This is a genomic window from Sphingobacterium sp. CZ-UAM, assembly GCF_002000245.1.
Lineage (GTDB): Bacteria > Bacteroidota > Bacteroidia > Sphingobacteriales > Sphingobacteriaceae > Sphingobacterium.
Genome location: NZ_MTCM01000004.1, coordinates 56,340 through 80,912 on the forward strand (window position 1 = coordinate 56,340; position 24,573 = coordinate 80,912).

Annotated in this window: 21 protein-coding genes; 15 read left to right on the forward strand and 6 right to left on the reverse strand. The window is 39.7% G+C overall.

All coding sequences use genetic code 11. The features are described from left to right. Positions 1-6: 6 nt before the first annotated feature. Positions 7-873, reverse strand: coding sequence for an N-acetylglucosamine kinase (locus BWD42_RS16115; protein ID WP_077437438.1), 867 nt, complete (start codon positions 871-873; stop codon positions 7-9). A 260-nt stretch (positions 874-1,133) separates the two neighbouring features. Between BWD42_RS16115 and BWD42_RS16120 the strand changes: the two genes are divergently transcribed. The 6 genes from BWD42_RS16120 to BWD42_RS16145 all read left to right on the forward strand — a co-directional run bounded on the left by BWD42_RS16120 (position 1,134) and on the right by BWD42_RS16145 (position 8,038). Further along, positions 1,134-2,879 (forward strand): M61 family metallopeptidase, encoded by a 1,746-nt coding sequence (locus tag BWD42_RS16120; protein ID WP_077437439.1) that lies wholly within the window; start codon positions 1,134-1,136, stop codon positions 2,877-2,879. A 493-nt stretch (positions 2,880-3,372) separates the two neighbouring features. Continuing rightward, positions 3,373-5,151: a hypothetical protein gene (locus BWD42_RS16125; RefSeq protein WP_139351191.1), complete on the forward strand. Its 1,779-nt coding sequence runs from the start codon at positions 3,373-3,375 to the stop codon at positions 5,149-5,151. Between the two features lie 5 nt (positions 5,152-5,156). Beyond that, positions 5,157-5,645 (forward strand): hypothetical protein, encoded by a 489-nt coding sequence (locus tag BWD42_RS16130; RefSeq protein WP_077437441.1) that lies wholly within the window; start codon positions 5,157-5,159, stop codon positions 5,643-5,645. 5 nt (positions 5,646-5,650) lie between these two features. Beyond that, complete coding sequence (locus BWD42_RS16135; protein ID WP_077437442.1) at positions 5,651-6,139, forward strand: hypothetical protein; 489 nt, start codon at positions 5,651-5,653, stop codon at positions 6,137-6,139. A 10-nt stretch (positions 6,140-6,149) separates the two neighbouring features. Continuing rightward, entirely contained in the window at positions 6,150-7,100 is a 951-nt protein-coding gene (locus BWD42_RS16140) for a DUF6175 family protein (RefSeq protein ID WP_077437443.1), read from the forward strand. Positions 7,101-7,105: 5 nt separating this feature from the next. After that, positions 7,106-8,038 (forward strand): hypothetical protein, encoded by a 933-nt coding sequence (locus BWD42_RS16145; protein ID WP_139351192.1) that lies wholly within the window; start codon positions 7,106-7,108, stop codon positions 8,036-8,038. A gap of 55 nt (positions 8,039-8,093) precedes the next feature. On the opposite strand, the gene BWD42_RS16150 is transcribed toward BWD42_RS16145, so the two are convergent. Beyond that, positions 8,094-8,594, reverse strand: coding sequence for a hypothetical protein (locus BWD42_RS16150; protein WP_077437445.1), 501 nt, complete (start codon positions 8,592-8,594; stop codon positions 8,094-8,096). 170 nt (positions 8,595-8,764) lie between these two features. On the opposite strand from BWD42_RS16150, the gene BWD42_RS16155 reads away from it, so the two are divergent. Beyond that, positions 8,765-10,531: an AMP-dependent synthetase/ligase gene (locus BWD42_RS16155; RefSeq protein WP_077437446.1), complete on the forward strand. Its 1,767-nt coding sequence runs from the start codon at positions 8,765-8,767 to the stop codon at positions 10,529-10,531. Between the two features lie 35 nt (positions 10,532-10,566). Then, positions 10,567-11,568, forward strand: coding sequence for a YihY/virulence factor BrkB family protein (locus tag BWD42_RS16160; RefSeq protein WP_077437447.1), 1,002 nt, complete (start codon positions 10,567-10,569; stop codon positions 11,566-11,568). A 5-nt stretch (positions 11,569-11,573) separates the two neighbouring features. On the opposite strand, the gene BWD42_RS16165 is transcribed toward BWD42_RS16160, so the two are convergent. Next, positions 11,574-12,260: an outer membrane beta-barrel protein gene (locus BWD42_RS16165; RefSeq protein ID WP_077437448.1), complete on the reverse strand. Its 687-nt coding sequence runs from the start codon at positions 12,258-12,260 to the stop codon at positions 11,574-11,576. 68 nt (positions 12,261-12,328) lie between these two features. Beyond that, positions 12,329-12,940, reverse strand: coding sequence for a WbqC family protein (locus BWD42_RS16170; RefSeq protein WP_077437449.1), 612 nt, complete (start codon positions 12,938-12,940; stop codon positions 12,329-12,331). Between the two features lie 88 nt (positions 12,941-13,028). On the opposite strand from BWD42_RS16170, the gene BWD42_RS16175 reads away from it, so the two are divergent. From BWD42_RS16175 to rplI, 7 genes are all read left to right on the forward strand, one after another. Then, positions 13,029-13,895: a lysophospholipid acyltransferase family protein gene (locus tag BWD42_RS16175; protein WP_077437450.1), complete on the forward strand. Its 867-nt coding sequence runs from the start codon at positions 13,029-13,031 to the stop codon at positions 13,893-13,895. Then, on the forward strand, positions 13,892-14,923 hold the full coding sequence (locus tag BWD42_RS16180; RefSeq protein WP_077437451.1) for a glycosyltransferase family 2 protein: 1,032 nt from the start codon (positions 13,892-13,894) through the stop codon (positions 14,921-14,923). Before BWD42_RS16175 ends, BWD42_RS16180 begins: the two co-directional genes overlap by 4 nt. 120 nt (positions 14,924-15,043) lie before the next feature. Continuing rightward, entirely contained in the window at positions 15,044-17,068 is a 2,025-nt protein-coding gene (ligA, locus tag BWD42_RS16185; RefSeq protein ID WP_077437452.1) for an NAD-dependent DNA ligase LigA, read from the forward strand. 37 nt (positions 17,069-17,105) lie between these two features. Then, positions 17,106-17,984 (forward strand): 4-hydroxy-tetrahydrodipicolinate synthase, encoded by an 879-nt coding sequence (dapA, locus tag BWD42_RS16190; protein WP_077437453.1) that lies wholly within the window; start codon positions 17,106-17,108, stop codon positions 17,982-17,984. Between the two features lie 144 nt (positions 17,985-18,128). After that, on the forward strand, positions 18,129-18,497 hold the full coding sequence (gene rpsF / locus BWD42_RS16195; protein WP_077437454.1) for a 30S ribosomal protein S6: 369 nt from the start codon (positions 18,129-18,131) through the stop codon (positions 18,495-18,497). Further along, positions 18,497-18,760: a 30S ribosomal protein S18 gene (gene rpsR, locus BWD42_RS16200; RefSeq protein WP_028071347.1), complete on the forward strand. Its 264-nt coding sequence runs from the start codon at positions 18,497-18,499 to the stop codon at positions 18,758-18,760. The genes rpsF and rpsR overlap by 1 nt, the downstream gene beginning before the upstream one ends. 15 nt (positions 18,761-18,775) lie before the next feature. After that, positions 18,776-19,219, forward strand: a complete 444-nt coding sequence (rplI, locus tag BWD42_RS16205; RefSeq protein ID WP_077437455.1) for a 50S ribosomal protein L9 — start codon at positions 18,776-18,778, stop codon at positions 19,217-19,219. Positions 19,220-19,688: 469 nt separating this feature from the next. Here the strand turns inward: rplI and trxA are convergent, their stop codons facing one another. Both trxA and dnaE read right to left on the reverse strand, forming a co-directional pair. Next, positions 19,689-20,009 (reverse strand): thioredoxin, encoded by a 321-nt coding sequence (gene trxA, locus BWD42_RS16210; RefSeq protein WP_046671752.1) that lies wholly within the window; start codon positions 20,007-20,009, stop codon positions 19,689-19,691. A gap of 124 nt (positions 20,010-20,133) precedes the next feature. After that, positions 20,134-24,552, reverse strand: coding sequence for a DNA polymerase III subunit alpha (dnaE, locus tag BWD42_RS16215; protein ID WP_077437456.1), 4,419 nt, complete (start codon positions 24,550-24,552; stop codon positions 20,134-20,136). Positions 24,553-24,573: the final 21 nt, after the last annotated feature.

The following is a 24,573-nucleotide window of genomic DNA, read 5'->3' on the forward strand; positions in this document are numbered from 1 at the left end:
TTAATTTTATAGACTTAACAATGAGTTACTCTCTCTTTCCAATACTGCATTGAACAGTTCGTTAATAGGTGATTTTAGTATTGTTCCGACCTTGATCTGATGTGTTTCACACACTTCACGCAATAATAAATCAAAACTGTACGCAATAGAACCTACAAAATGGCATTCATACTGTGTATAATCGGCATAAGTCAAAATAGACGCCTGAACGAACTCTTCGAAACCACTTTTTACTAGGTCAATAATAAATGGATGGGTAATATTATCAGACATAAACGGCGCAAAAGAGGCTAAAAAAGCATTCGGACGTTCTTTCTGATAGACATTTTTTATAACCACCTCTTTATTTATCCGGTATTTAACGGCGAATTTCTCGTTTAGATCTTTCGGCATACGCCCGTATAGAAATAAACGTAGAAGCTTTTTACCGAAATAGGCGCCAGAACCCTCGTCTCCCAGCACATAGCCATTTCCATTGTGGGAAGGCATAAGCTCTTCTCCATCAAAAAAGCTCAGATCCGACCCTGTACCCAGTGTAGCTACATAGCCTTTCTTATTACCACAGGTTGCTAGCGCGCTACCAAACAGATCATTCTCTACTGCGATATATGCATTTTCAAATAAAGGGGTCAACGCATTTGAAACCATTTCACGACGGTCTGGGGTAATACAGCCCGCTCCAAAAAAATAAAGCTCCGTTACCTCATCAGCATAGGGTATTATTTCAGGTATTTCTTTAATAACGCGTGTGATTTCTTTTTCATTAACAAAAAAAGGATTGAGTCCATTAGTACTGAACGAAATTGGAGCACTATCAGGCAATTCCAATTTCCAATCTGACTTTGACGAGCCACTATCAACAACTAAGATCATACAAATTCTTTGATTATTTTCCCCTTATAAACTAGTGTATCAAATATACAAAAATTACCTCCAAACTGAAATGACGATTCTTAAAGAAAATATGTATCTTGGATTTCTTATGTAGCATCCGGCCAATCCAATGAAACTTTTTGAATCAATCAAAGTTCAACGGGTTTAATGAACTATTGAAGAACCAACAAAACATTTTTTTGTTTGATTTAAGCATAAGATACTTTTAATTTTGTAAGCGCATACTAAAATTATTTTTCATGGATAGTGACCATTTAAATGTACCCACAATAAATTTTGAGGTATCATTTCCAGAAGTACAAGCTCATTACATTAACGTGAAGATGAGCCTAAAAAAACTCAACCAACCTTATGTTGATCTAAAAATGCCCGTTTGGTCACCAGGTTCCTATTTGATTCGTGAATATGCAAAAAATGTAGAGCGATTTAAACCTGTTGACACAGATGGAAATCCTGTTCCTTTCAGCAAAATATCAAAGAATACCTGGCGTGTGACGACGAATACCTTGGATCAGATCGATGTACACTATTCAGTATATGGCTTCGAAGTCTCTGTCCGTACAAATTTTTTCGACAGTGATCATGCATTTATAGTCCCAACAGCAACATTTCTATACCTTGAAGGTTCTCTTCATATCCCTTCCACGATCGCTATTGTACCGAAAGAAAACTGGAAGAGTATATCCACGGGACTTGAACGCTTGACGCAACATACTTTTCATGCGCCAAACTTTGACGTTTTATACGACAGCCCGATTGAAGTAGGCAACCAGGATATCTGGAAGTTTCAGGCTGCTGGTGTAGAACATGAATGCGCTATGGTTGGTGGCGGTTGCTATGATAAAGAACGTCTTACAAAGGATATTACTCGTATTGTGGAAGAAGAAACCCGTATTTGGGGATCAAATCCCAATAAACGTTACGTCATCATCACGCATAATTATCAATCCGGTGGTGGTGGGCTTGAACACCTTAATTCAACCGTGTTAGGAGCTTCGAGAAATGCTTATCGCAATGAACATAGTTACAAAACATACCTGAGCCTGGTCGCCCATGAATATTTTCACCTGTGGAATGTAAAGCGGCTTCGTCCCAAGGCATTAGGTCCCTTTGACTATGACGCAGAAAACTATACTACAGGCTTGTGGATCATGGAGGGCTTTACCTCTTATTATGACAATCTAATCATCAAGCGCTGTGGCTTCTACGATGAAAAGGAATACCTTTCATTATTGGCCAATGATTTCAATATTGTACTGAACCGTCCGGGGCATGAGATACAGTCTGCGGCTGCTTCGAGCTTTGACACCTGGATCAAATATTATAGACCGGATGAAAATGCCATTAATTCGGCTATCTCCTACTATAACAAAGGCGCCATGCTTACCGCACTGTTAGATATCAAAGTAATTGCTGCTACAGAGGGAAAAGTCAAATTGGACGACATCATCCGTGCTGCCTATGAAGAATTTTTCTTAAAGCTTGACCGCGGTTTTGAAGAGAAAGAATTTCAGAGCTTAGCGGAGCATATTGCGGGCACTTCTCTGGATGATATATTCCAAGCTGCGCATCAGGACGGCGAACTCGATTACAATGCGTATTTTAACTTGGTAGGCTATGAAATCGTTGATATCAATAAAGATAACGACAGTTTAACGCTGGGCATCACCACCAACAAAGTGGAGGGTATCATCAGTGTTGCGACCGTTGAAAAAGGAACGGGTGCCTACGATGCGGGGCTAAATGTCAGGGATGAATTAATTGCTATAAATAACGTCAGATTGGATCCCAAAGACAAAGAGATCGATTTTATCATCCAACATGCTACGGAAGGAGAAATATTGAATTTCCTGATTGCAAGAGACGGCTTGGTACGAGAAATACCCGTTGAGATCAGACCAAATAACAAGAAGATCCATGAAATCCGTCCACTTAAAGACCAAACGTTCCTGCAAGAGCTCCTAGGAAAAATCTGGATGGCTTAGACTGAAAAAAGATCCATAAATCTGCCTGAAAAATAGGTAAAAAAGACAGGATAGCTAACAAGCAGCTATCCTGTCTTTCTTTTATTATTTTAACCTCAAAAATTGTCCAGTCAAACTGCTCCTGTCCCCCTAAAAACAGGCTAGTTCCGTCACACTTAACAATTACTATTTTGGCGCGGAATGAGTACATAAACGTAAAAAAACACACAAAACCCTCTAAAACAAAAGAGTAACAAAAAAAATCAATCTTTTAGGTAAAAACAAAAATTTAAAAAATAGCTACTACTAGGTATTTTATCGAAAAACAGTTATCAATAATTTTACTAAACAATTTTGATACTAATAGCCAAGTATCCATCGTCTAAATTAAAGAGACGGATTGTTACTATGAAAGAGAAAATTGTAGAATTCCATCCTTAGTATTGGGCCCACACCTAAGGTTTGAAATCGACAGATAACAGTTCTGGTTTATTAAATAACTAACATCGACCTTATGAAAACGTCTACATTAACCAAAATCCTGTTGGCAACAATCACCACTTGTGTAGCCACTATTCAACCTGTCAACGCTCAATCTTTTAGTCGGAAGAGCCTCACTGTAATGATGATAAAATACAATGATGACCGGCCCATCTCGTCAGATTATTTTGACAATCTCGCCGTTCCTACACAATTTGATGAAAACAATATTGGCCTGACGGCAATCGGTATGAATCAAAATTTCTCAAGTGCCGAAAATATCACTGAATCGGACATTCGTGCCCAAATTAGAGCTAACCGGATCCCCAACCGAATTCTACGTAGCATCTTAGTTGATGAGAAACTAGGCTTCATGACCACTAACCTGGTCGAAGAACGAGGATTGTACAACGCTACAGACGCGGATTATCACATGGCGCAAAATGCAGCTCGAGGAATTAATATCCTAAAAGATGCCGGCGTAAAGCTGATGCAGAACATCTATTTTTTAATTATTAAACCGAGTAGTCTAACCAGCTATTACAACTCACAATTGCAATCCAATGAACGAACCTATACGGGAACAGGTTACCTCTATCAGTTAGATCTTGACTCTACGTTTATGACGGACTCATTTTGGAAGGAATTTTACTTCGACAAACCTAATACACAAATGATGGACAAATTGATGGAATACGACTTTCCGCTCAAAGTTTCTCCACAGTCTTTCTCCGTAAAAGTAAGTGATGTGAGCTCAACAGACAAAGTAGGTGCCAGTGTTACCACTTTTTTCAATACCCTTTCAAACAGCAATTCCACAAACTATACCGTTAGCCGTAAATCGGAGTCACAAATGATGGAAGAGGCATTGGATAAAATCATGCGATCTTCCTTAGGTTCAGTTATTGCCGGCGACGACTTTAGTATATTATCCTCTGTTCTGACCACTCACCCATTGCGTGCGAAGATCGGTAAAAAGGAAAATTTGCGTCCCAATCAACTTTACCAAGTAACAGAAAAGGTGCTAGATGAAAAAACCAAACAACCATTAGAACGAAAAGTAGGCTACGTAAGAGTGCAATGGGTAGGTGATAACCGTGTCCGCAATAAGATGGGAAATAGCGAACCATCGACATTCTATCGAATCGCAACAAAGAAAATAGAAAAAGGTATGCTATTGGAAAGTGCTGTTGACAAAGATCGTCGCTGGAGCATGTCATTTAATTACAACACGGACACAGCAAGCTTATATAGTGGCTACTTTGCCAATTTTGAAAAATTAACAAACTGGTTACCGGGTATGAGCTGGACAGTCGACGTGGGCTTCAATCCAAAACTGCGAACCAAAACAGTTGAATTGGACGGTAATCCCGTAGATGGCTATTTTAAAGGCTATGCGGTATCGACAGCAATTACATTCCGTCAAAGCTTTAGCTATAACCACGTATCCTTAATCCCTTTGGCAGGACCAAGCTTCTCTTTCCTTGGATTGTCAGATGGTAACGTTGTCAATACAGACGGTATACTGCTAAATTCCGACAATATGTCCGAGCTCTATGGAACCAACGTTGGTCTTACATTAGGTTTAACCTATGGTGCAGATTTTGGCATTAATCTATCCAAAACAATTCAATTACGTGCTGGCGTTAGATTTAATAACTCGCTGACCCCTGTATTCTTTGATTTAAACAGCTTGCTCAAGAGCAAAAATTCTTCGGATGATTCTGGTTCCGAAACCAAGCAATCGTTTGAATATACACCGAAATTCAAATCTAAGGTATATTCCATCGGCATCCGTTTATTTAATTTATAAGGGACATGAAACTTCATCCATTAGTCAGCATTGTATGCGCCAGCATCTTCCTTGCATTAGGTTGTCAAAACCAAGCTTCTATGGTAAAACCAGAGGCTAGTTATACGGATCTTGCGATCCGGAAAAGCCATACCGATGCCGACGGAGTCATCCACTTCATTGTGTTTGGCAAAGGCGCTAACAATGAAGAGTGTCGGATAAATGCAGGTTACCTATTATTGAAGCAGCTGATTTATGAGGGTATAGACCGTGGAACCGAAATGAAACCTTTGATCGGTGCTGGTGACTTTGCCAACAGATTCCGCGAAGACGAGGCTCGCTATATCGGTCAATTGCTCCGCACAGAAGGTATCTTGCAAATTAGCGAACAAAAATTCGATAAGATTGCTACTGCCGTTAAAAAGAAGGAGTCCTTTTATCAAATGGCCTTTGAAATTGCGCTGTCTCCGTCCAGTTTAAGGTCAGAATTTAAAAGAATAACAGATCAAAAATAAACATCATGAAATACCCTATTTTAATATTGTTTTTCGTTGTCTTCTATTTAAATGGATACGGACAAAAGAACAAAAATGAACTTAGAGACGACGAATACGAGGTACAGTTTGTCCGAACTGGCTTAGAGGGAACTATCCTTTTCAAGGTTTTCTCATATGGTAAAAATGAAAAGTCCTGCTTGGAAAATGCAAAAAGAAATGCTGTAAAAGCGGTTATTTTCACCGGAATTCCGTGGTCTGATCTACAGCGGCCCCTGGCTACAGATCCCGCTGCAATAGAAGTTCACAAGGACTATTTTAACGCATTCTTTAAGGAAAATGGCAAATACAGGAGTTTTGTTGCCCTTTCGTCTGATGGTTCGATTAACGCTGATGACCGGATGCGTGTAGGAAAAATGCTAAAGATCGGATTTGTAGTATCCGTACAAAAAGCTTCTTTGCGCAAGGAATTGGAACAAGCGGGAGTAATCAAATCACTTAGTCACGGTTTTTAAACGATCAACCATGAAAATTTTAGCTTTTTTAATAACGCTATGCTGCCTGAGCGCTGAGGTTTGCGCTCAGGCAAAAAAACCTACGATTATGGTAGTCCCTTCCCGGCAATGGTGTTTTTCCAAGGGCTATTATAATACGGTTGACAACTTTGGCACAGAAGAAAGAGAACCGGACTATCGAAAAGCATTTGACGAAAACCCTGAATTACTTCTCGTGATCTCCAAGATCAATTCATTATTTGTTGACAGAGGATTTCCTTTAAAAGACTTGAGCCAGACACTTTCTTCTATCGGCCGGTCAAATGCCGAGGATCTTGCTTTAGGCTTAGATCGTGAGCAAGCTGGAAAAGGAGCTTTAGCAGAATCTCTCTTCGATAAGGTCCGCAATACCGCAAAAGCTGATATTTTAATCGAACTGCAGTGGGTTGTCAACCAGTCAGGTCCACGTCGTTCGATCACTTATGTCATGCGCGGCCTGGACGCATATACCGATAAGCAGATCGCTGGGGCTGAAGGTACCGGTGAGCCATCTGTAGCATCGGAGACAGCCTTGCTTTTAGAGGAAGCCGTTCTCCAACATATTGATAATTTTAACGCGCGATTGATGGTACATTTTGAAGATCTGTTTACCAATGGAAGAGAAATTAAAGTCGAATTCCGCCGCGATAACAATTGGGTATACAATTTTGAAAGCGATTTCAATGGTGACGAACTGTCATTTCAAATCGAAGACTGGATTCAGAGTCAATCTGTAAAAAACCGCTTCTCAACAGCGGAAGCCACTGACAACAAATTAGTTTTTGATCAGGTCCGCATCCCAATGTATGAAGGACAACGTGCGTTGGATGCACGGTCATTTGGTAGAAATATACAGCGCTTTTTGAAGTCATCTTTTAATATAGACACAAAAATTGTAACCAAAGGTTTGGGGTATGTCCAATTAATCTGCGGCCAAAAATAATGATTATGAAAGCAATTCAACATTTCTTGCTACTCATTGTCCTCAGCACATTGGGTAATCTTGTTCATGGACAAGATGAGATTAAGTTTACACCGGCCTTTCGTTCATCTGATGTTGTCGCTACCGAAGGCGCGATAAATAGTTTGAAAAATAAGTTCAAGGCACAAACAAAAGTGTCCACCTACTTTTCTGACCAAGCGACAAGATTTCTTCTTGTTATCAATCCGACCAAGCTAGCTATTCAAACCACCGGAGGACAGGTTATGATAAAATACAATTTGCAGTTTGAACTCTATGATCTTTTAGCTGATCAGATTTTCCATAGCTTTGCCGTCACAACGGCTGGAGTAGGCAAAACTGAACCAATAGCATTCGCAGTTGCCGTAGATCGACTCAATTTTAGAAATGAGCTTTTTAAAAGCGAGATGGAGGAAGGAATCAGTAAATTATTGAGTTACTACGAGCAGAATTGTGAAAGAATACTAACAAAAGCGGCGTTATTAAAAGATACGCAACAATACCCTGAAGCATTTGCACAGCTTTCTTTAATGCCAAATTTAGCCAATTCCCCCTGTTTAGAACGCTATGATGCCATTTTCACACAGTTATGGAAAGAATATAGCAAACATCATTGTGAGAACATCATCAGTCAGGCGAATCTGCTTTGGGCAGCTGACCCCAGCAAAGAAGGGGCCACCGCAGTTGCGACATTTTTACAAGGCTTAGATCTGAACGGACGCTGTCACGACAGCTTCCAACAACTTATCAACAGGATACGCGAGAAGCTGATGAATGATGAATTTGATGAAAAGGAGTTTAGACGAATGATTATCTCAGGAGAAATCGAAATAGAAAAAAGTAAACTAAATGCAATCAGTAAAATTACTTCAGCATATTACAATAGTTTAGTTTCGGACAACTATATCATTGTCGACTAACAATCGGATATCGGGCTATCAACTTCAGAAAAAACAGATTGATAGCCCGATATTCTTAAAACTTATATCTTACCGAAAATCCAATAGGATCAAATATCTTGATGCTGGATTCATTCAGAAAATCAAAATAAGGTTTTACATCTAATGAAATCTGAAATGGGGCTTGTGGAATATTATACTCTATTCCGACAATGCCGTCTATACTTAAATTCAGATGCGAATCAAACGATTGACGTTGACCATTTATAATTTTGTCTTTTTCTTTGTACGACCCGATACTTCCACCAAAACCATAGTACCAATTTAGACCAGTCGCTAAAGGTTTGTAAATCTCATACAATCCCACAACACGAAACCGGCGGAAATCAGAATTGCTTTGAATACTCATAATACCTTCCAACGCATGGCTTGAATTGAGCGTATGACGGTAAGTAATCCCTTGCGCAGAACCAAATCGCCCACCAATAGCGCCTTTATTATCCAACTGAGCTACAGCTTTATTGGATAATGCAGCAAACATCAGCATTCCACCGATAGCCAAAAATATTTTTCTCATAAAAATTGAACGCTTTATATACTACTTTATATCTTTCAAAAGTAACAATTACAGCTATAACGACACAATGTTTAATTTGTTATGACATTATTCCCAATATCTCCAACTTTATTCTGATATTTTTTTTTATATTTAAGTCAATAGTGATAACCAAAATAAACTCACGTGATATGGGCAGAATTTTTGACTTTATAACCATATATAAAGAAAAATACGCAAAGGACATTATGGTAGCGGGCAGAGATTCCAGTGGCAACTGGAAAACTTACTCCACCAAAGAATATACAGATGCAATTGATTCCTTGAGTCGGGCGCTATTAAAACTGGAGCTTAAGAAAGGGGACCGCGTCGGAATAATGTCCGGCAATAGACCGGAATGGAACCTGGTTGATTTTGCCTGCAATCAAATTGGGCTTGCAACAGTTCCGCTCTATCCGACATTATCTACACAAGATCTTTCCTTCATTGTCAACGATTCGGATGTCAAAGTATTGTTTGTCAGCAATATAGATTTGACTGCCCGCATTGAGCAGGCGATCAAAGAACATGGCATACAACCGCAGGTATATACCTTTGACCAGATTGAAAACCATGCTCCATTAACCGAGTTAATTGCAAGTGGAAAAGAAGATACGACTGATCTGTCCACCCATCGCGATAGCGTTACCGAAGATGATCTATTGACCTTGATTTATACCTCGGGCACCACAGGGCGTCCCAAAGGTGTTTACCTATCCCATAAAAATGTCTATAGCAATGTCACCGCCTGCAATTATCTGATACGTGAGGATTTCAAAACTGCACTTAGTTTTCTTCCATTATGCCATATTTTCGAACGCATGGTTGTGTATATGTACTATTCAAAGGGTATTCAAATTTACTTCTCAGAAACCCTGGATAATGTGGTTAACGATATTAATGATGTAAAACCAGATGTCTTTACAACCGTACCCCGTGTACTGGAAAAGGTCTATGACAAGATCATAGAAAAAGGTAAAGCACTGACCGGAATCAAAAAGAAGCTATTCTTCTGGGCTGTTGATCTAGGACTAAAATATCAGGAACCTGGCAAAAATGGACTTCTTTATTCTATTAAATTGGGTATTGCCCGCAAACTAATCTTTTCAAAATGGCAGGAAGCATTGGGCGGGAATATTAAGATTATCGTATCCGGTGGCGCTGCTCTTCAAGAGCGTTTAGCACGTATATTTTGGGCTGCTGACCTCAAAGTCCTTGAAGGCTATGGGTTAACGGAAACTTCCCCTGTTATTGCCGTGAATTCTTATCTACCCAATGGGCTAAAATTCGGGACAGTCGGCAAACCGCTTAAAAACCTTGAAGTAAAAATTGCCTCAGATGGTGAAATACTCGTAAAAGGCCCTAGTATCACAACAGGCTATTATCAAAACGAGGAAGCAACGAAAGAAGCTTTCGATGAAAACGGCTTCTTCAAAACCGGAGATATTGGCGAAATCACGACGGATGGTTTCCTGAAAATCACCGACCGAAAGAAAGAGATGTTTAAAACAGCGGGCGGAAAATACATCGCACCGCAGTCAATTGAAAACAAATTAATGGAATCAACCCTGATCGGTCAGGTAATGGTTATAGGCGAAAACCGCAAATTTCCAAGCGCTCTAATCGTACCGGCTTTTGATATCCTTTCCAAATGGACGGCTCAAAAGGGAATATCCGCCAGTTCTAACGGAGAACTTATCAAAAATCCTGAGGTAATTCAAAAATATCAAGAGGAAATAAACCGATTATCAGGTAACTTTGGCCATTGGGAAATTGTCAAGAAGTTTATACTTCTGCCAAAAGAATGGACGATAAACGAAGGTCAATTGACCCCAAAATTGAGTTTAAAAAGAAAAGTTATTTTAAAAGAGAACGAAGCTGCCATCGATAAACTATATGCAGAACAAAGTCAGGAATAACAATTTGCACGATTATTGGAGCGGATAATCTGATTATGAAGCACGTTACACTAAGGGATTTATTTACATTCGAATACTGGAGAAATATTGGGCAGGTCATGGTGGACGCCTTTAACGGGTTTAATGATGACAAATGCATGAAAAAAAGTGCTTCATTAGCCTATTATACAATCTTCTCGATCGGTCCGTTGCTGATGATCGTCATATGGTGTATCGGTTTCTTTTATGGTGAACATCTCCAAAGCGGTTCCTCCGCGCAAGATGAAGTACTGAATGAAGTGATGGTTCTTTTTGGCCAAGATGTGACGATGCAGATTCAATCTTATCTCCAAAAAATTACTTTTGAGAACAAATCCAATATAGGCATTACGGTGGGTATTATTACCCTGGTTATTTCCTCCACCACGTTGTTTGTTGATATTCAGGATTCCATAAATAATATCTGGAAAGTAAAACCTAAACCCAAGAAGGGCTGGCTCAAATTGATTATCAATCGACTGATTTCTTTCTCCATCGTTATCGCTTTAGGATTCCTGTTAATTGCATCATTGATGATCAATGGCGTTATCGTTGCGGTCACCAATCTGGTTATGACTTATTTTCCCATTATTCCAATTGCGTTGATTTCCTGGGTGAATACCGGGATCACGTTTTCTGTCATTGTTATCCTTTTCGGATTTATCTTTTCGTTTTTACCCGATGCTAAAGTAAAGTTCCGAGATATGCTCGGTGGAGCGATCTTCACAGGCTTACTCTTTATGTTGGGCAGGTACGGTATTTCACTTTACCTCAACCTCTCTTCGACCGCCAGTTTTTATGGTGCAGCAGGATCTATCATTATTATGTTATTGTGGATTTACTACTCCGCCGCAATACTTTATTTTGGGGCGGAGTTCACTAAGTTCTATGCCATCAAATTTGGTGCAGGTATTGTTCCATCCGCTTTTGCCGTTGCTGTTGAACAAACTGAAAAAGTTAAGAAAATGGGCTCCGACGCAGAAGCTCATATCGGGGATACCATCCGAGTATTAAAATAATCAGATTATTTTTTTTCTTTTTTCCCGCTAATCGATCCGTCTATCCCGATCACATCGATGACTTTATCACCAATTTGCGTGATATCTGATTTCAGACCGACCATTATTGTAAAAATATTGACCGGAGTATCCTGTATCTTACTGAAATTATGCAGATAACCTAACTCCAGCCCAAGGAAAAATCCGTTGAATTTATAATCCGCTCCGGCTCCTAGTTTACTGGACAGGTTAAAACGATTTATACTTTCCATCTTAACCAGTTTCTGATCGGCCATCACATTCGCACGAGGCTCACTGGTCAGCCCTATTCCAGGCCCTATAAAACCATAAACATTCAAACGTCGCATCTGCTTACGCACTCCTCCCGAAAAAGCCAACGTATAAAAGTTTGTATTAGCATCTTCAATACGGTAAGCAAAATCAGGGTCAGGTAAGCGCTGTTTATATTTGAATGACAGGGTATACAAGGTGGGCGACACAAAAAACATGGAGTTTTTAAGGGAAATATCCAGCCCAATACTGCCTGAAAATTTTGGAGAAAGGATATCTTTGGTTTTGCCTATGGGAAATCCCATTCCGGTTGTTCCCCAATAATAAACTTTCCGATAATGTATCGTATCCACACCCCCTTGGGCATAGCTAGCAATACTAAAAAATGGAAGGAGAATAAAAACAAGAAAAAGTCTTTTCATTTAAAAGCGTTTAATATTGAATATAAAAACAATATTAAACGCAGAATGTTCAAGGTAACTAAAATAATTTAGAGATAGCTTTTGGACTGTGGTCCCTGATTAAACAGCAGATCGATAATACTTAGATCCGGATAAAACCCGTTTTTGTCCGAGAACACCTGATAATATTCTTTTGGGGCTATCAATATACTCTCTTTTTTCGGGTGTATGATTTCCCGGTAGTCTATCGCATCCGAATCATTAGCCACATATTCTTCGGTAAAAGAAACTGTTCTTTTTAGCTTAATTGATTTTAGTATCAGCTCCAGCTGTGCGACGTTGAAATCTAACAGATAATCGAACTTTTCCTGATAAAAACGACTAAAATCATCTTCATAAAATTCAAAATACGCAGAACTTCTATAGGCTGTCTGAATACTTAGCCAATGCAAACGTTGCCAGTCAAATTCATAACTTATCCGGATATCTTTCATCGGTACGCGGTCCTTGTTTCCATGTTGGATAGGAACAATTAAGTCCTGTACCCCATTGGCAGAGGCAATTCGTGCCCGTGTACGATAGCTCTGTTTCTGAAAATGTTCATATTTTTCAATAACAAGAGGAAGATTATTCTCCTGAATGGTATGAAAATAAGAGATCGGCGGAAGATAACATGCTGGAAGTAAAAACTGCGATTCCATAAAAACTGATGATTTTTGTTATAAGTGACGCAAAAATAACTTAAATTAAGGATATTTGTAAAATACAACTGGGAATTTTAGCTATAGCATGAGACAAAAAGCGTTAAACGCATTAATCTATATCATCTCTCTTCTCCCCTATTGGTTTCTATATTTGATTTCCGATGGGCTTTATTATATCCTTTATTACATTATAGGATATAGAAAGAATATTGTATTTCAAAATTTAGAGAACGCTTTTCCCGAAAAAACAGAGGCTGAAAGACTAGTAATCGCAAAAAAATTCTACCGCTTTTTTCCGGATTTACTGGTGGAATCCATTAAGCTAAAAACGATTTCGGCCGAAGAAGTCAAACGGAAAATGACGCTGGACAATGAAGAGGAACTCACGCGCCATCTTGCTGCCGGAAAAAATGTGATTGGGGTAACCTCACATTATGCCAACTGGGAATTGGGGATACACCGGTTGAGTTTGATCACTGATTTTCCAACATTAATTGTATACAAGCCATTAAACAACAAGGATATTGATACGGTATACAATGCAATGCGTGGCCGCTTTGGAGCGGAAATGATTCCAATGAAACAAATTCTCAGGCATATTGTAAAATTAAGAGGGCAGCCCAGTGTCAGCATGCTGGTCGCGGATCAGACCCCACTATATTCGGATTCAGATTATTTTATCAATTGGTTGAATCAGGAAACATTGGTTTATACCGGAGCTGAGCGGCTTTCAAGAATAAGTAAAGCCCCTGTTGTATTTTGTTATATCGGACGGGAAGCAAAAAGAGGACAATACTTCTGTAAGTTTTCCACCCTAGTGGAAGACCCTTCCGAATTTGCTGAACATGAAATAACCGATTTGCACAATCGTTTTGCGGAGCAAATGATTCGTGAAAATCCCGAATATTGGCTTTGGTCACATAATCGCTGGAAAAGGAAACGTAGAAAATGAGTAAATTACCAAAAGTAGCTGTTGTCATCCTGAATTGGAATGGTCGTTTCTTCTTAGAGAAATTCTTACCTTCCGTCTACAACAGTTCTTATCCAAATATCGAGTTCGTCATCGGTGACAATGCATCGGATGACGATTCTATCCTGTTTGTCAAGCAGTACTATCCTACCATTACCATCCTTGAAAACGACAAGAATTATGGTTTTGCAGGTGGTTATAATAAAGTGCTGGAACGCGTAGATGCGGATTATTATGTCCTGTTAAATTCAGATGTAGAAGTTAGCCAAAACTGGATAGAGCCTGTGATTACTTATATGGAAAGAAATCCCGGCATTGCAGCTGCACAACCCAAAATCTTATCCTACCATAACAAAGGGCAATTTGAGCATGCCGGCGCTGCCGGAGGCTATCTGGACTATTTCGGTTTCCCTTTTTGCAGAGGAAGGATTTTGCATGAGGTCGAGGAAGACCAGGGGCAGTACAATCAAGAATCCGAAATTTTTTGGGCCTCAGGAGCGGCGCTTTTTATCCGACAAAAAGCCTGGAGAGAGGCCAATGGCCTAGATGAAGATTTTTTTGCTCATATGGAGGAAATTGATTTATGCTGGCGACTGAAAAAGATGGGCTATGCTATAGGCTACTGTCCTACATCTGTGGTTTATCATGTAGGCGGTGGCACGTTAAACACGAGCAACCCGAAGAAGACCTACCTGAATTTCAGGAATAATCTGGTTATGTTGCAAAAGAACTTACCTTTGGGTAAAGCAATTTGGATAATTTCATTACGTTTTTGGTTTGATTTGGCTGCATTGCTGAAATTTCTAATAGATCGCAAACCAAAAGATGCCTGGGCGGTCAGCCGCGCGCATCAGTATTTCTTCCTAAATATTTTTAAAAATGCTAGAAAACGAAAGAAATACACGGCGACAGAAAATCAGGCAGGACAGTATAGCAAGGCTATTGTTATTGATTTTTACACGAATAATAAACATAAATTTTCCCAATTGAATCCGAAAGATTTCAAATAAGGCATTTGAAGTCTTGATTCGCAAAATGCACAAAAACGCATTTTAAAAATAAGACAGTCTTTACAACAAGATTCTTTATTTATTTTATTTAAACGTACTTTTTATTTGTAATTTTGCAACATGTTGGCAATGGATATTGAAAAAAAGATAAAAGACTTAACGGCAGAACTTAATCATTACAACTACCAATACTATGTATTGGCGAATAGTCTTATTTCAGATTACGACTTTGACCTCAAATTAAAGGAGCTCGAAGCACTCGAAAGTCAATATCCAGAATATGCTGACCCAAACTCACCGACCCAACGTATTGGAGGAGACATCACATCTAAATTTAAAACAGAAAAACATCGTTGGCCCATGCTTTCACTGGGCAATACGTACAGCCAGGAAGAGCTCTTTGATTTTGATCAGCGCATCCGCAAGATTATTGGCGATCAGTTTGAGTATGTCTGTGAATTAAAATTTGATGGTCTTTCCATTAGCCTCACGTATGAAAACGGCCTGTTGAGCAAAGCCGTCACCCGTGGTGATGGAACTCAAGGTGATGTAGTGACAAGCAATGTCAAAACCATTCGCTCCATTCCCATCAGGCTCAAAGCCGGCGACTACCCCGAGCAGTTTGAAATTCGGGGGGAGATATTTATGCACAAATCCGCTTTTCTTCGCCTGAATAAAGAACGGGAAGAGAACGAGGAGCAGACTTATGCTAATCCGCGTAATTTTGCTTCGGGAACAATAAAACTTCAAGATTCAGCAGAAGTTGCAAAAAGGCCATTGGACTGTTTTCTTTACTTTTTGTACTGTGATAATAGGACTAATTTATTTCACGATCACTGGAATAGTTTGGAGCATGTGAAAAGCTGGGGATTCCCTGTCTGCGAACATACACGAAAATGCAGTTCACTGGCAGATGTCTTCGAATTCATCGGCTATTGGGATACCGAAAGACATAAGCTCGGATATGAAATCGATGGTATCGTGATCAAAGTAAATGATTATGCACAGCAGGAAGATCTGGGTTTCACAGCCAAGAACCCTCGGTGGGCAATATCTTATAAATTCAAAGCTGAACGTGTTGAAACAACACTCAATAGCATTAGCTACCAAGTGGGCCGTACAGGTGCGGTCACTCCTGTAGCAAACCTTCAACCTGTACTATTGGCGGGCACCACGGTCAAACGTGCCTCACTGCATAATGCCAATGAAATTGCGCGATTAGATTTACATCAAGGTGATACCGTCTATGTAGAAAAAGGCGGCGAGATCATTCCAAAAATCATTGCTGTAAATCTTGAAAAAAGATTAGCAGATACGACAGCTTTTGTCTACCCGGAAAGTTGTCCGGAATGTGGCACAGCATTAATTAGACAGGAAGGCGAAGCCGTTCACTATTGCCCTAATGAAACCGGATGTCCGCCACAGATCGTCGGAAAAATGCAACATTTTATTGGCCGTAAAATGATGGACATCGAGGGGATGGGCGATGAAACCGTAGAAACCTTTTTCAAAAAAGGATTATTACATACTATAGTTGATATCTATGGTCTAAAGAACCATCAGGAAGACTTACAGCAATTGGAACGTTTTGGCCAGAAGTCTATCGATAACATGCTTGCCGGCATTGAAAAATCAAAAGAAAAACCTTTTGAGAAAGTGTTATTCTCTCTGGGGATACGTCATGTCGGCGAAACAATCGCTAAAAAACTGGCACAGCATTTTAAGAATATTGACGCTCTTGCCCAGGCATCGACAGAAGAAATCGAGGCTGTACCGGATATCGGACACCGTATTGCTGTTAGTGTCAAAGAATACCTGGATAATCCCATTCACCAACAACAGATCATTAGTCTCAAAAATTATGGTTTAAATCTGGAAATTGAGGAAAGGGAGATTATTCTGGCCAGCGAAAATCTCAGCGGAAAAACATTTTTGATTTCAGGAGTATTTGCAGATTATTCCAGAGAACAGCTTGCAGAACTAATCGAGAGCAACGGTGGAAAGATGCTCTCTTCCATTTCCGCAAAACTGAACTATCTGGTTGCAGGCGATAAAATGGGGCCTTCTAAACTAGCTAAGGCAGAGAAACTGGGCATCCCCATGATTAATGAAAAAGATCTATTAGACCTTATTCATTCCAAATAGGATTTTTTAATTAAATTTATATAAATACAAAAACAAGATGAACGAGCTTCACGGCGCAGGAGTAGCATTGGTCACTCCTTTTAACTCAGATGAATCTGTTGATTTCGAGGCATTAGGCCAACTTATTGACTTGCAAATTAACGAGGGTATGGATTATTTGGTTTCTTTGGGTACAACTGGAGAAGTTGCCACATTGACTAAAGAAGAGCGAAAGCGTATCTGGGATTTCACTGTCAAGCGCGTGAACGGTAGACTCCCTTTGGTCGCTGGCATCGGTGGCAATAATACCGCTGAGATTGTAGAACAGATCAAAGCTTTCGACCCAACGGGTTTCTGTGCCATTTTATCCGTATCGCCTTATTATAACAAACCGACACAGGAAGGAATTTATCAACATTATAAAGCGATTGCACAAGTATCCCCTTTACCTATTATACTGTATAATGTACCGGGTCGTACTGGCAGCAACATGACCGCACAAACAACATTACGTCTGGCCAATGATTTCGCGAATATCGTAGCCATCAAAGAGGCCTCCGGCAATTTTGCCCAGTTCAGCGAAATCTTACGTGATAAGCCAGCTGATTTTCTATTGATCTCCGGTGATGATCCAGTGACCCTACCCATGATGGCACTCGGTGCTGCAGGTATTATTTCTGTAGTTGGAAATGCCTATCCGCAACGCGTTGCTACATTGGCAAAATTATGTACCGAAGGCAAGTATACCGAAGCGCGGGCAATACATAACGATCTACTTCAGATAACTGACCTTTGTTTTGTGGAAGGAAACCCTGCCGGTGTCAAATACATTCTTAAAAAATTAGGTATCGGTAACGATATTTTACGTCTTCCATTGGTCGGCATCAGTGAAAAAACACAGTTAGCTATAGCTGAAGAAATGCACAAATTGAACTAGACGATCAATATATCTGCTATAAAAAAGTTTAGATCTCGTTTGGGTCTAAACTTTTTTATTTTAAGGCATTGCAATATAATAATATAATACCTACCTTTGCACTTCCACAAATGTGGAAATTTAAATAACAAAATTAATTAACAAATGCAACAGTACGAATCTGTAATCGTTCTTACCCCGTTGCTTTCTGAAGATGCTGCGAAAGAAGTAATCGCAAAATTCAAAAACATCTTAGCAGAAGGCGGAGCCGAGATTGTCGCTGAAGACAATTGGGGTTTGAAAAAATTAGCGTATCCAATCCAGAAAAAAACTACTGGATTTTATCACTTAACTGAATTCAAGGCTCCAGGTGAATTAATTAACAAATTAGAGGTTGAATACAAACGTGATGAGCGCATTATGCGTTTCTTGACTGTAAGCTTAGACAAACATGCTAGAGCTTACAACGAGAAAAAACGTAGCGGTGCATTCAACAAAAAAGCTGAAACTAAAACTGAGGAGGGCGCAAACTAATGGCTAACGAAAATATCCAATACGTAACTGCTCCTAAAGTAGAGGACAACCGTAAAAAATACTGTCGTTTCAAAAAGAATGGTATCAAATATATCGATTATAAAGATGCTAACTTCTTAATGAAATTTGTAAATGACCAAGGTAAAATCTTACCTCGTCGTTTAACTGGTACATCTTTGAAATTTCAACGTAAAGTAGCTCAAGCTGTTAAACGTGCTCGTCACATCGGTTTGTTACCTTACTTAGCTGATGCAATTAAATAAGGAGGACGATAGAAAATGGAAGTAATTTTAAAACAAGATATCAAAGGCTTAGGTGAGCAAAACGATATCGTTAATGTAAAACCAGGTTTCGGTCGTAACTACTTAATCCCTCAAGGATTTGCTATCCAAGCGACTGAGTCTGCAAAAAAAGTTTTAGCTGAGAACATCAAACAAGCTCAGTTCAAACAAGAGAAAATCAAAAAAGATGCTACCGAATTAGCTGGTAAATTGGAAGCTGTAAAACTTTCAATCGGCGCTAAAGCAGGTGAGTCTGGTAAAATCTTCGGTAAAGTAAATAGCATCCAAATTGCTGATGCATTGAAAGCAAAAGGTTTTGACGTAGATCGTCGTCGTATTACATTCGAGGTTGAGCCTAAAGAATTAGGTGAATACATCGCTAACTTAAACTTACACAAAGAAGTTAAAGTTCAAGTTCCTTTCGAAGTAATCGCTGAGTAATTAAAATTATTTAGCACGATATACAAAAGCGGCTATCCAAATGGATAGCCGCTTTTTTTATATCTTATCTTACCTCCAAAAATAAAAAACTCGCGCTGCTGAGAACAACGCGAGGCATAATCTAGGGTATTTGAAAGGGAAAAATCTTATTATATATCAAATTATCAACAGAAAAAACATAAATAATACATTTAAATTTAAAAATCATTTATTTATTCCTTTTTCATACTCAAAAGAAGTGAAAATTATCTAAATATCAAAATAAAATCAATAAATTTTTAAAAAAAAGATTAAATAGTGAAAAACAAACCAAAATTCCATCTAATAACCACTAAAATAACACCAAATCCATATAATTAACAGAAAATACAGCCTAAAAACCAAAAATAAATAACAATAAATGAAAATAGTCACAAAAAAAAGACCTGAAATAAGAATATTCCAGGTCTTTTATAAAAAAAACAATTAATTAAGCCAATTGTTTCTCTAATTTCTCATTCAAAACTGACTTTGGAACTGCTCCGATTTGTTTATCAACAATTTCTCCATTTTTGAAGAACAATAACGCGGGGATATTACGGATTCCGTAACGAACTGAAATCTCTGGATTTTCATCTACGTTTACTTTCCCTACCACAGCCTTACCTTCGTAATCTTTAGCTAATTCTTCAACAACAGGACCAACCATACGACAAGGACCACACCATTCTGCCCAAAAATCAATTAATACGGGTTTGTCCGCTTTCAAAACAACTTCTTCAAAGTTGCTATCTGTAATTTCTAATGCCATAATCTTTTAATTTTATAAACCGAAGTTATATTTATGATACTACTTAATTGCTAAAATCAATAAACAAAGATAGTAACAACTGTCAATGTATTTGTAATCTTAATTACACAAAATCTAATCCAAATTAGTTCAATCGATAATTAATACCCTCAAACTTATCTATACAATCCAAAAACTCATTTGTAAGGTTTATTTTCAGACTTTTAGCTGGCATTTCGACAGATATTTCATCCTGAGGGTCCCAGATTTTAAATTTCAATTGACAATTTGGCACTACCCCTTCAATTTCATTCTGCGCCAATATATCTTTAATCCCATCCAGAAATTCCTCATTCAGCTTGGGCAAAGGGATATTAATTGTAAAACTCTTTGCCATCTTCTCACGGAGCTCGGAAAGCAATTGTACGCTTCTCAACTCAAAGCCCCAATTTCCGACCTGTCTAAAACGTTCCTGAACCAATCCACGTAATTGAACAAAATACCCCTCCTGTAAATAACCTTTCAACTTCACATATTCTTCACCAAATACAGCCATGTCGTAAGAATCGCTGTAATCTTCGATAATAAAAGACGCAAATGGTTTTCCATTTTTAGTCAGGCGATGACTGGCCGACGCTATAATTCCTCCAATGACCAGTTCTTTGTTTTTGATACGGTTAAATTCAAGCAATGTTTCTTCATCTACCTCAGCAGCCTTTACTTTATTAATCAGGGACAGATCAGACACCGGATTATGGCAAAAATGCTCGATCTCAAATCGATAGGTATCCAAAGGATGACTTGTCAGGTATATACCGATAACATCTTTTTCGTATTTAAGCTTCTCGATCAGTCCCCACTGCGCACAAGGTGCCAGGACAGGCTCTGGCAGTTCAGCAGCTTCACCGGCACCAAATAAACTGGCCTGAGCAGAGTTTTCATTCTCTTTATAGCGCTGTCCAAATCGGATCGCCTTCTCCATCCCCGTAGAATTATCCTCGGAATGGAAATACTGCGCGCGATGCGTATTTTCAAAACTATCAAACCCTCCGGCATAGGCTAAACTTTCAAAAGCTTTTTTATTGACAGCGCGTAAGTCTATCCGCTTCGCCATATCAAAAACAGATTTATACAATCCCGATTGCCTTGTTTGAACAATAGCATCCACCGCACCAGCACCGACTCCCTTGACGGCACCAATACCGAAGCGGATCGCTCCGCGTTCATTGACCGTAAATTTGTAGTAAGATTCATTTACATCTGGCCCCAGTACCTCCAAGCCCATGCGTTTACATTCCTCCATGAAGAATGTCACTTGCTTGATGTCATTCATATTATTGGAAAGTACTGCAGCCATATATTCGGCCGGAAAATGTGCCTTTAAATAAGCCGTCTGATAAGCCACCCATGCATAACAGGTGGAGTGCGATTTATTGAATGCATAACTGGCAAAAGCCTCCCAGTCAGTCCAGATTTTCTCCAGCACTTTAGCATTATGACCTCGCTCTTCTGCCTGCGCTATAAACTTAGGCTTCATTTTATCAAGCACGGCTTTCTGCTTCTTACCCATTGCTTTACGCAAAACATCGGCATCACCTTTGGAAAAACCCGCCAGTTTTTGCGATAAAAGCATTACCTGCTCTTGATATACTGTAATCCCATACGTTTCCTTTAAATATTCCTCACAGGCGTCCAAGTCATAGACAATAGGATCAATCCCATGTTTACGTTTGATGAAACTTGGAATATACTCTATTGGTCCGGGACGGTATAAGGCGTTCATCGCAATTAAATCGGCGAATACAGTTGGCTTTAGGTCCCGCATATATTTTTGCATCCCAGGAGATTCATACTGGAATACACCGATAGTCTCACCGCGCTGGAAGAGCTCGTAGGTCAGAACATCGTCTATTGGAAATTTATCGGGATCTAAAATTATACCATGACTTAACTTAACATTCTCAACAGTATCCTTGATAAGCGTCAGGGTTTTCAATCCTAAAAAGTCCATTTTCAATAGACCGGCACTTTCAACAACGTGGTTATCAAACTGCGTCACATACAGATCGGAATCCTTTGCCAAAGACACCGGGACGAAATTGGTAATATCATCCGGGGTGATTATCACACCACAGGCATGAATCCCTGTATTGCGGACAGAACCTTCCAATACGCGCGCCTGACGAATCGTTTCGGCCTCGAGACCAGCACCATCAGCGATTGACTTTAGACGATTGACAGCCTCTATCTCTTCTGCTCGCAACTTCTCCTTTAAGCCCGCATCATCCAATGTAAAGATTTTGGACAGCTTCAGGTTGGGGATCAACTTGGCAATTTCATTGGCATCTCCCAAAGGCAGATCCAGCACTCGGGCTGTATCTTTAATGGAAGACTTGGCAGCCATTGTACCATAAGTAATGATCTGAGCCACCTGACTGGCACCATATTTATCGATTACATACTGCATGACCCGACCACGCCCTTCATCATCAAAGTCAATATCAATATCGGGCATGGAGACACGATCGGGGTTTAGAAAACGCTCAAATAGCAAATCGTATTTGATGGGATCAATATTCGTAATACCAAGGCAATACGCAACAGCAGATCCTGCTGCAGATCCCCGCCCAGGCCCGACCGAGACCCCCATATCACGTGCAGCAGCAATAAAATCCTGTACAATCAAAAAATATCCAGGATATCCCGTTTTTTCTATCGTTGCCAATTCAAAGTCCAGCCTTTCACGAATATCAGGCGTTATCTCTTCGTAACGTTTCTCAGCACCAACATAACACAAGTGGGCAAGATATTTATTTTCCCCTCTTTTTCCGCCATCTTCATTGTCCTCGGCAACCTGAAATTCCTCTGGTATATCAAATTTAGGTAACAAAACGTCCCGGTTCAATTTGAAGATCTCTACCTTATCCACGATCTCCTGTATATTAATAATCGCTTCGGGTAAATCTTGGAACAGCGCCTTCATTTCATCAGAAGATTTAAAATAATACTCCTGATTCGGCAATCCGAACCGAAAGCCCCTTCCCCTACCTTTAGGCGTCGAAAGCTTCTCACCATCCTTTACACATAAAAGGATATCATGCGCATGGGCATCCCCTTTTTTCTCATAATAGGTGTTATTGGTGGCAACAACTTTAACATCGTATTTCCGGGCAAACTTCAATAAAGTTTGATTTACCCGGTCCTCATCTTCCTGTCCATGCCGCATTAACTCCAGATAGAAATCTTGTCCAAAATGCTCTTTCCACCATTGCAAAGCTTCCTCCGCCTGATTTTCACCGATATTCAGCACCTTGCTAGGTATCTCACCCTGAAGATTTCCTGAAAGCACAATCACATCTTCCTTATACTGTAGAATAAGGTTTTTATCTATACGAGGGACGTAATAGAAACCTGCTGTATATGCAAAAGAAGCCAGCTTGGCTAAATTATGATAACCCCGTTTATTTTTAGCCAGAAAAACAACCTGGTACCCATTATCTTTTCTGGTCTTATCTTTATGATCCTCACAAACAAAGAATTCACAGCCCACAATAGGCTTTAGAATTTGACCTGTAGGCTCCTGTCCATTGGCCATAGCTTCAGCATTTTGCGCCTCCACTTCCTTATTATGCCCTATAACCCTCGAAACGAATTCAAATGCCCCCATCATATTACCATGATCGGTAAGCGCAACAGCGGGCATATTGTCTTTTACTGCTGCCGAGACCAACCTGTCATATGACATTGTTGACTGTAGAATAGAAAATTGCGAATGGTTATGTAAGTGGGCAAATTTTGCTTCCTTAAACGCTGATAACGTATTTGCATCTACGACAACTCGAACGTCATCCGGTTCAGCCCGTTTTCTGATCTCTTCAGAAGCCGCCTTTAGATTAATATGTTTAAGTCCGGCAGTAGGGACGGGACCCGGATTATTCGTTTTGAAATCAACGAAATAGCCAGTGTCAACCTGTAGTTCCTCCGCTGTAAAGACTTCTCTTCTGACCAACTCCAGAAAACAGCGTGTTGTCGCCTCAACGTCGGCAGTTGCATTATGGGCCTCCGCAAATGGAACCCCAAATAAGTAGGAGTGCAATTCAGTCAGATTGGGCAACTTATATCGACCACCACGACCGCCGGGAATTTTCAATAGTTCTGCCGTCACCTCGGTACAGGTATCCAAAACTGGCATGCTGGCCATTTTAGACTCCACACCATAACGATAAAATTCACAGCCCATAATATTGAGGTCGAAACCAATGTTCTGTCCGACCACAAACTTTGCCCGGTTTAATGCAGTATTAAATTTCTCCAAAGCAACTTGTAAGGGTACACCCTGCTCCTCCGCCAATGCAGTGGATATGCCATGTATTTTTTCAGAATCATAAGGTATATCAAATCCATCAGGCTTGATCAAAAAATCCTGATGTTCGACCAAATTTCCCATCTCATCATGAATCTGCCAGGCCAGCTGTATACAACGTGGCCAATTATCCGTATCTGTAATTGGCGCGTCCCAACGCTTAGGCAAACCCGTCGTCTCCGTATCGAAAATAATATACATAAATCTCTAAACCTCTTTAAT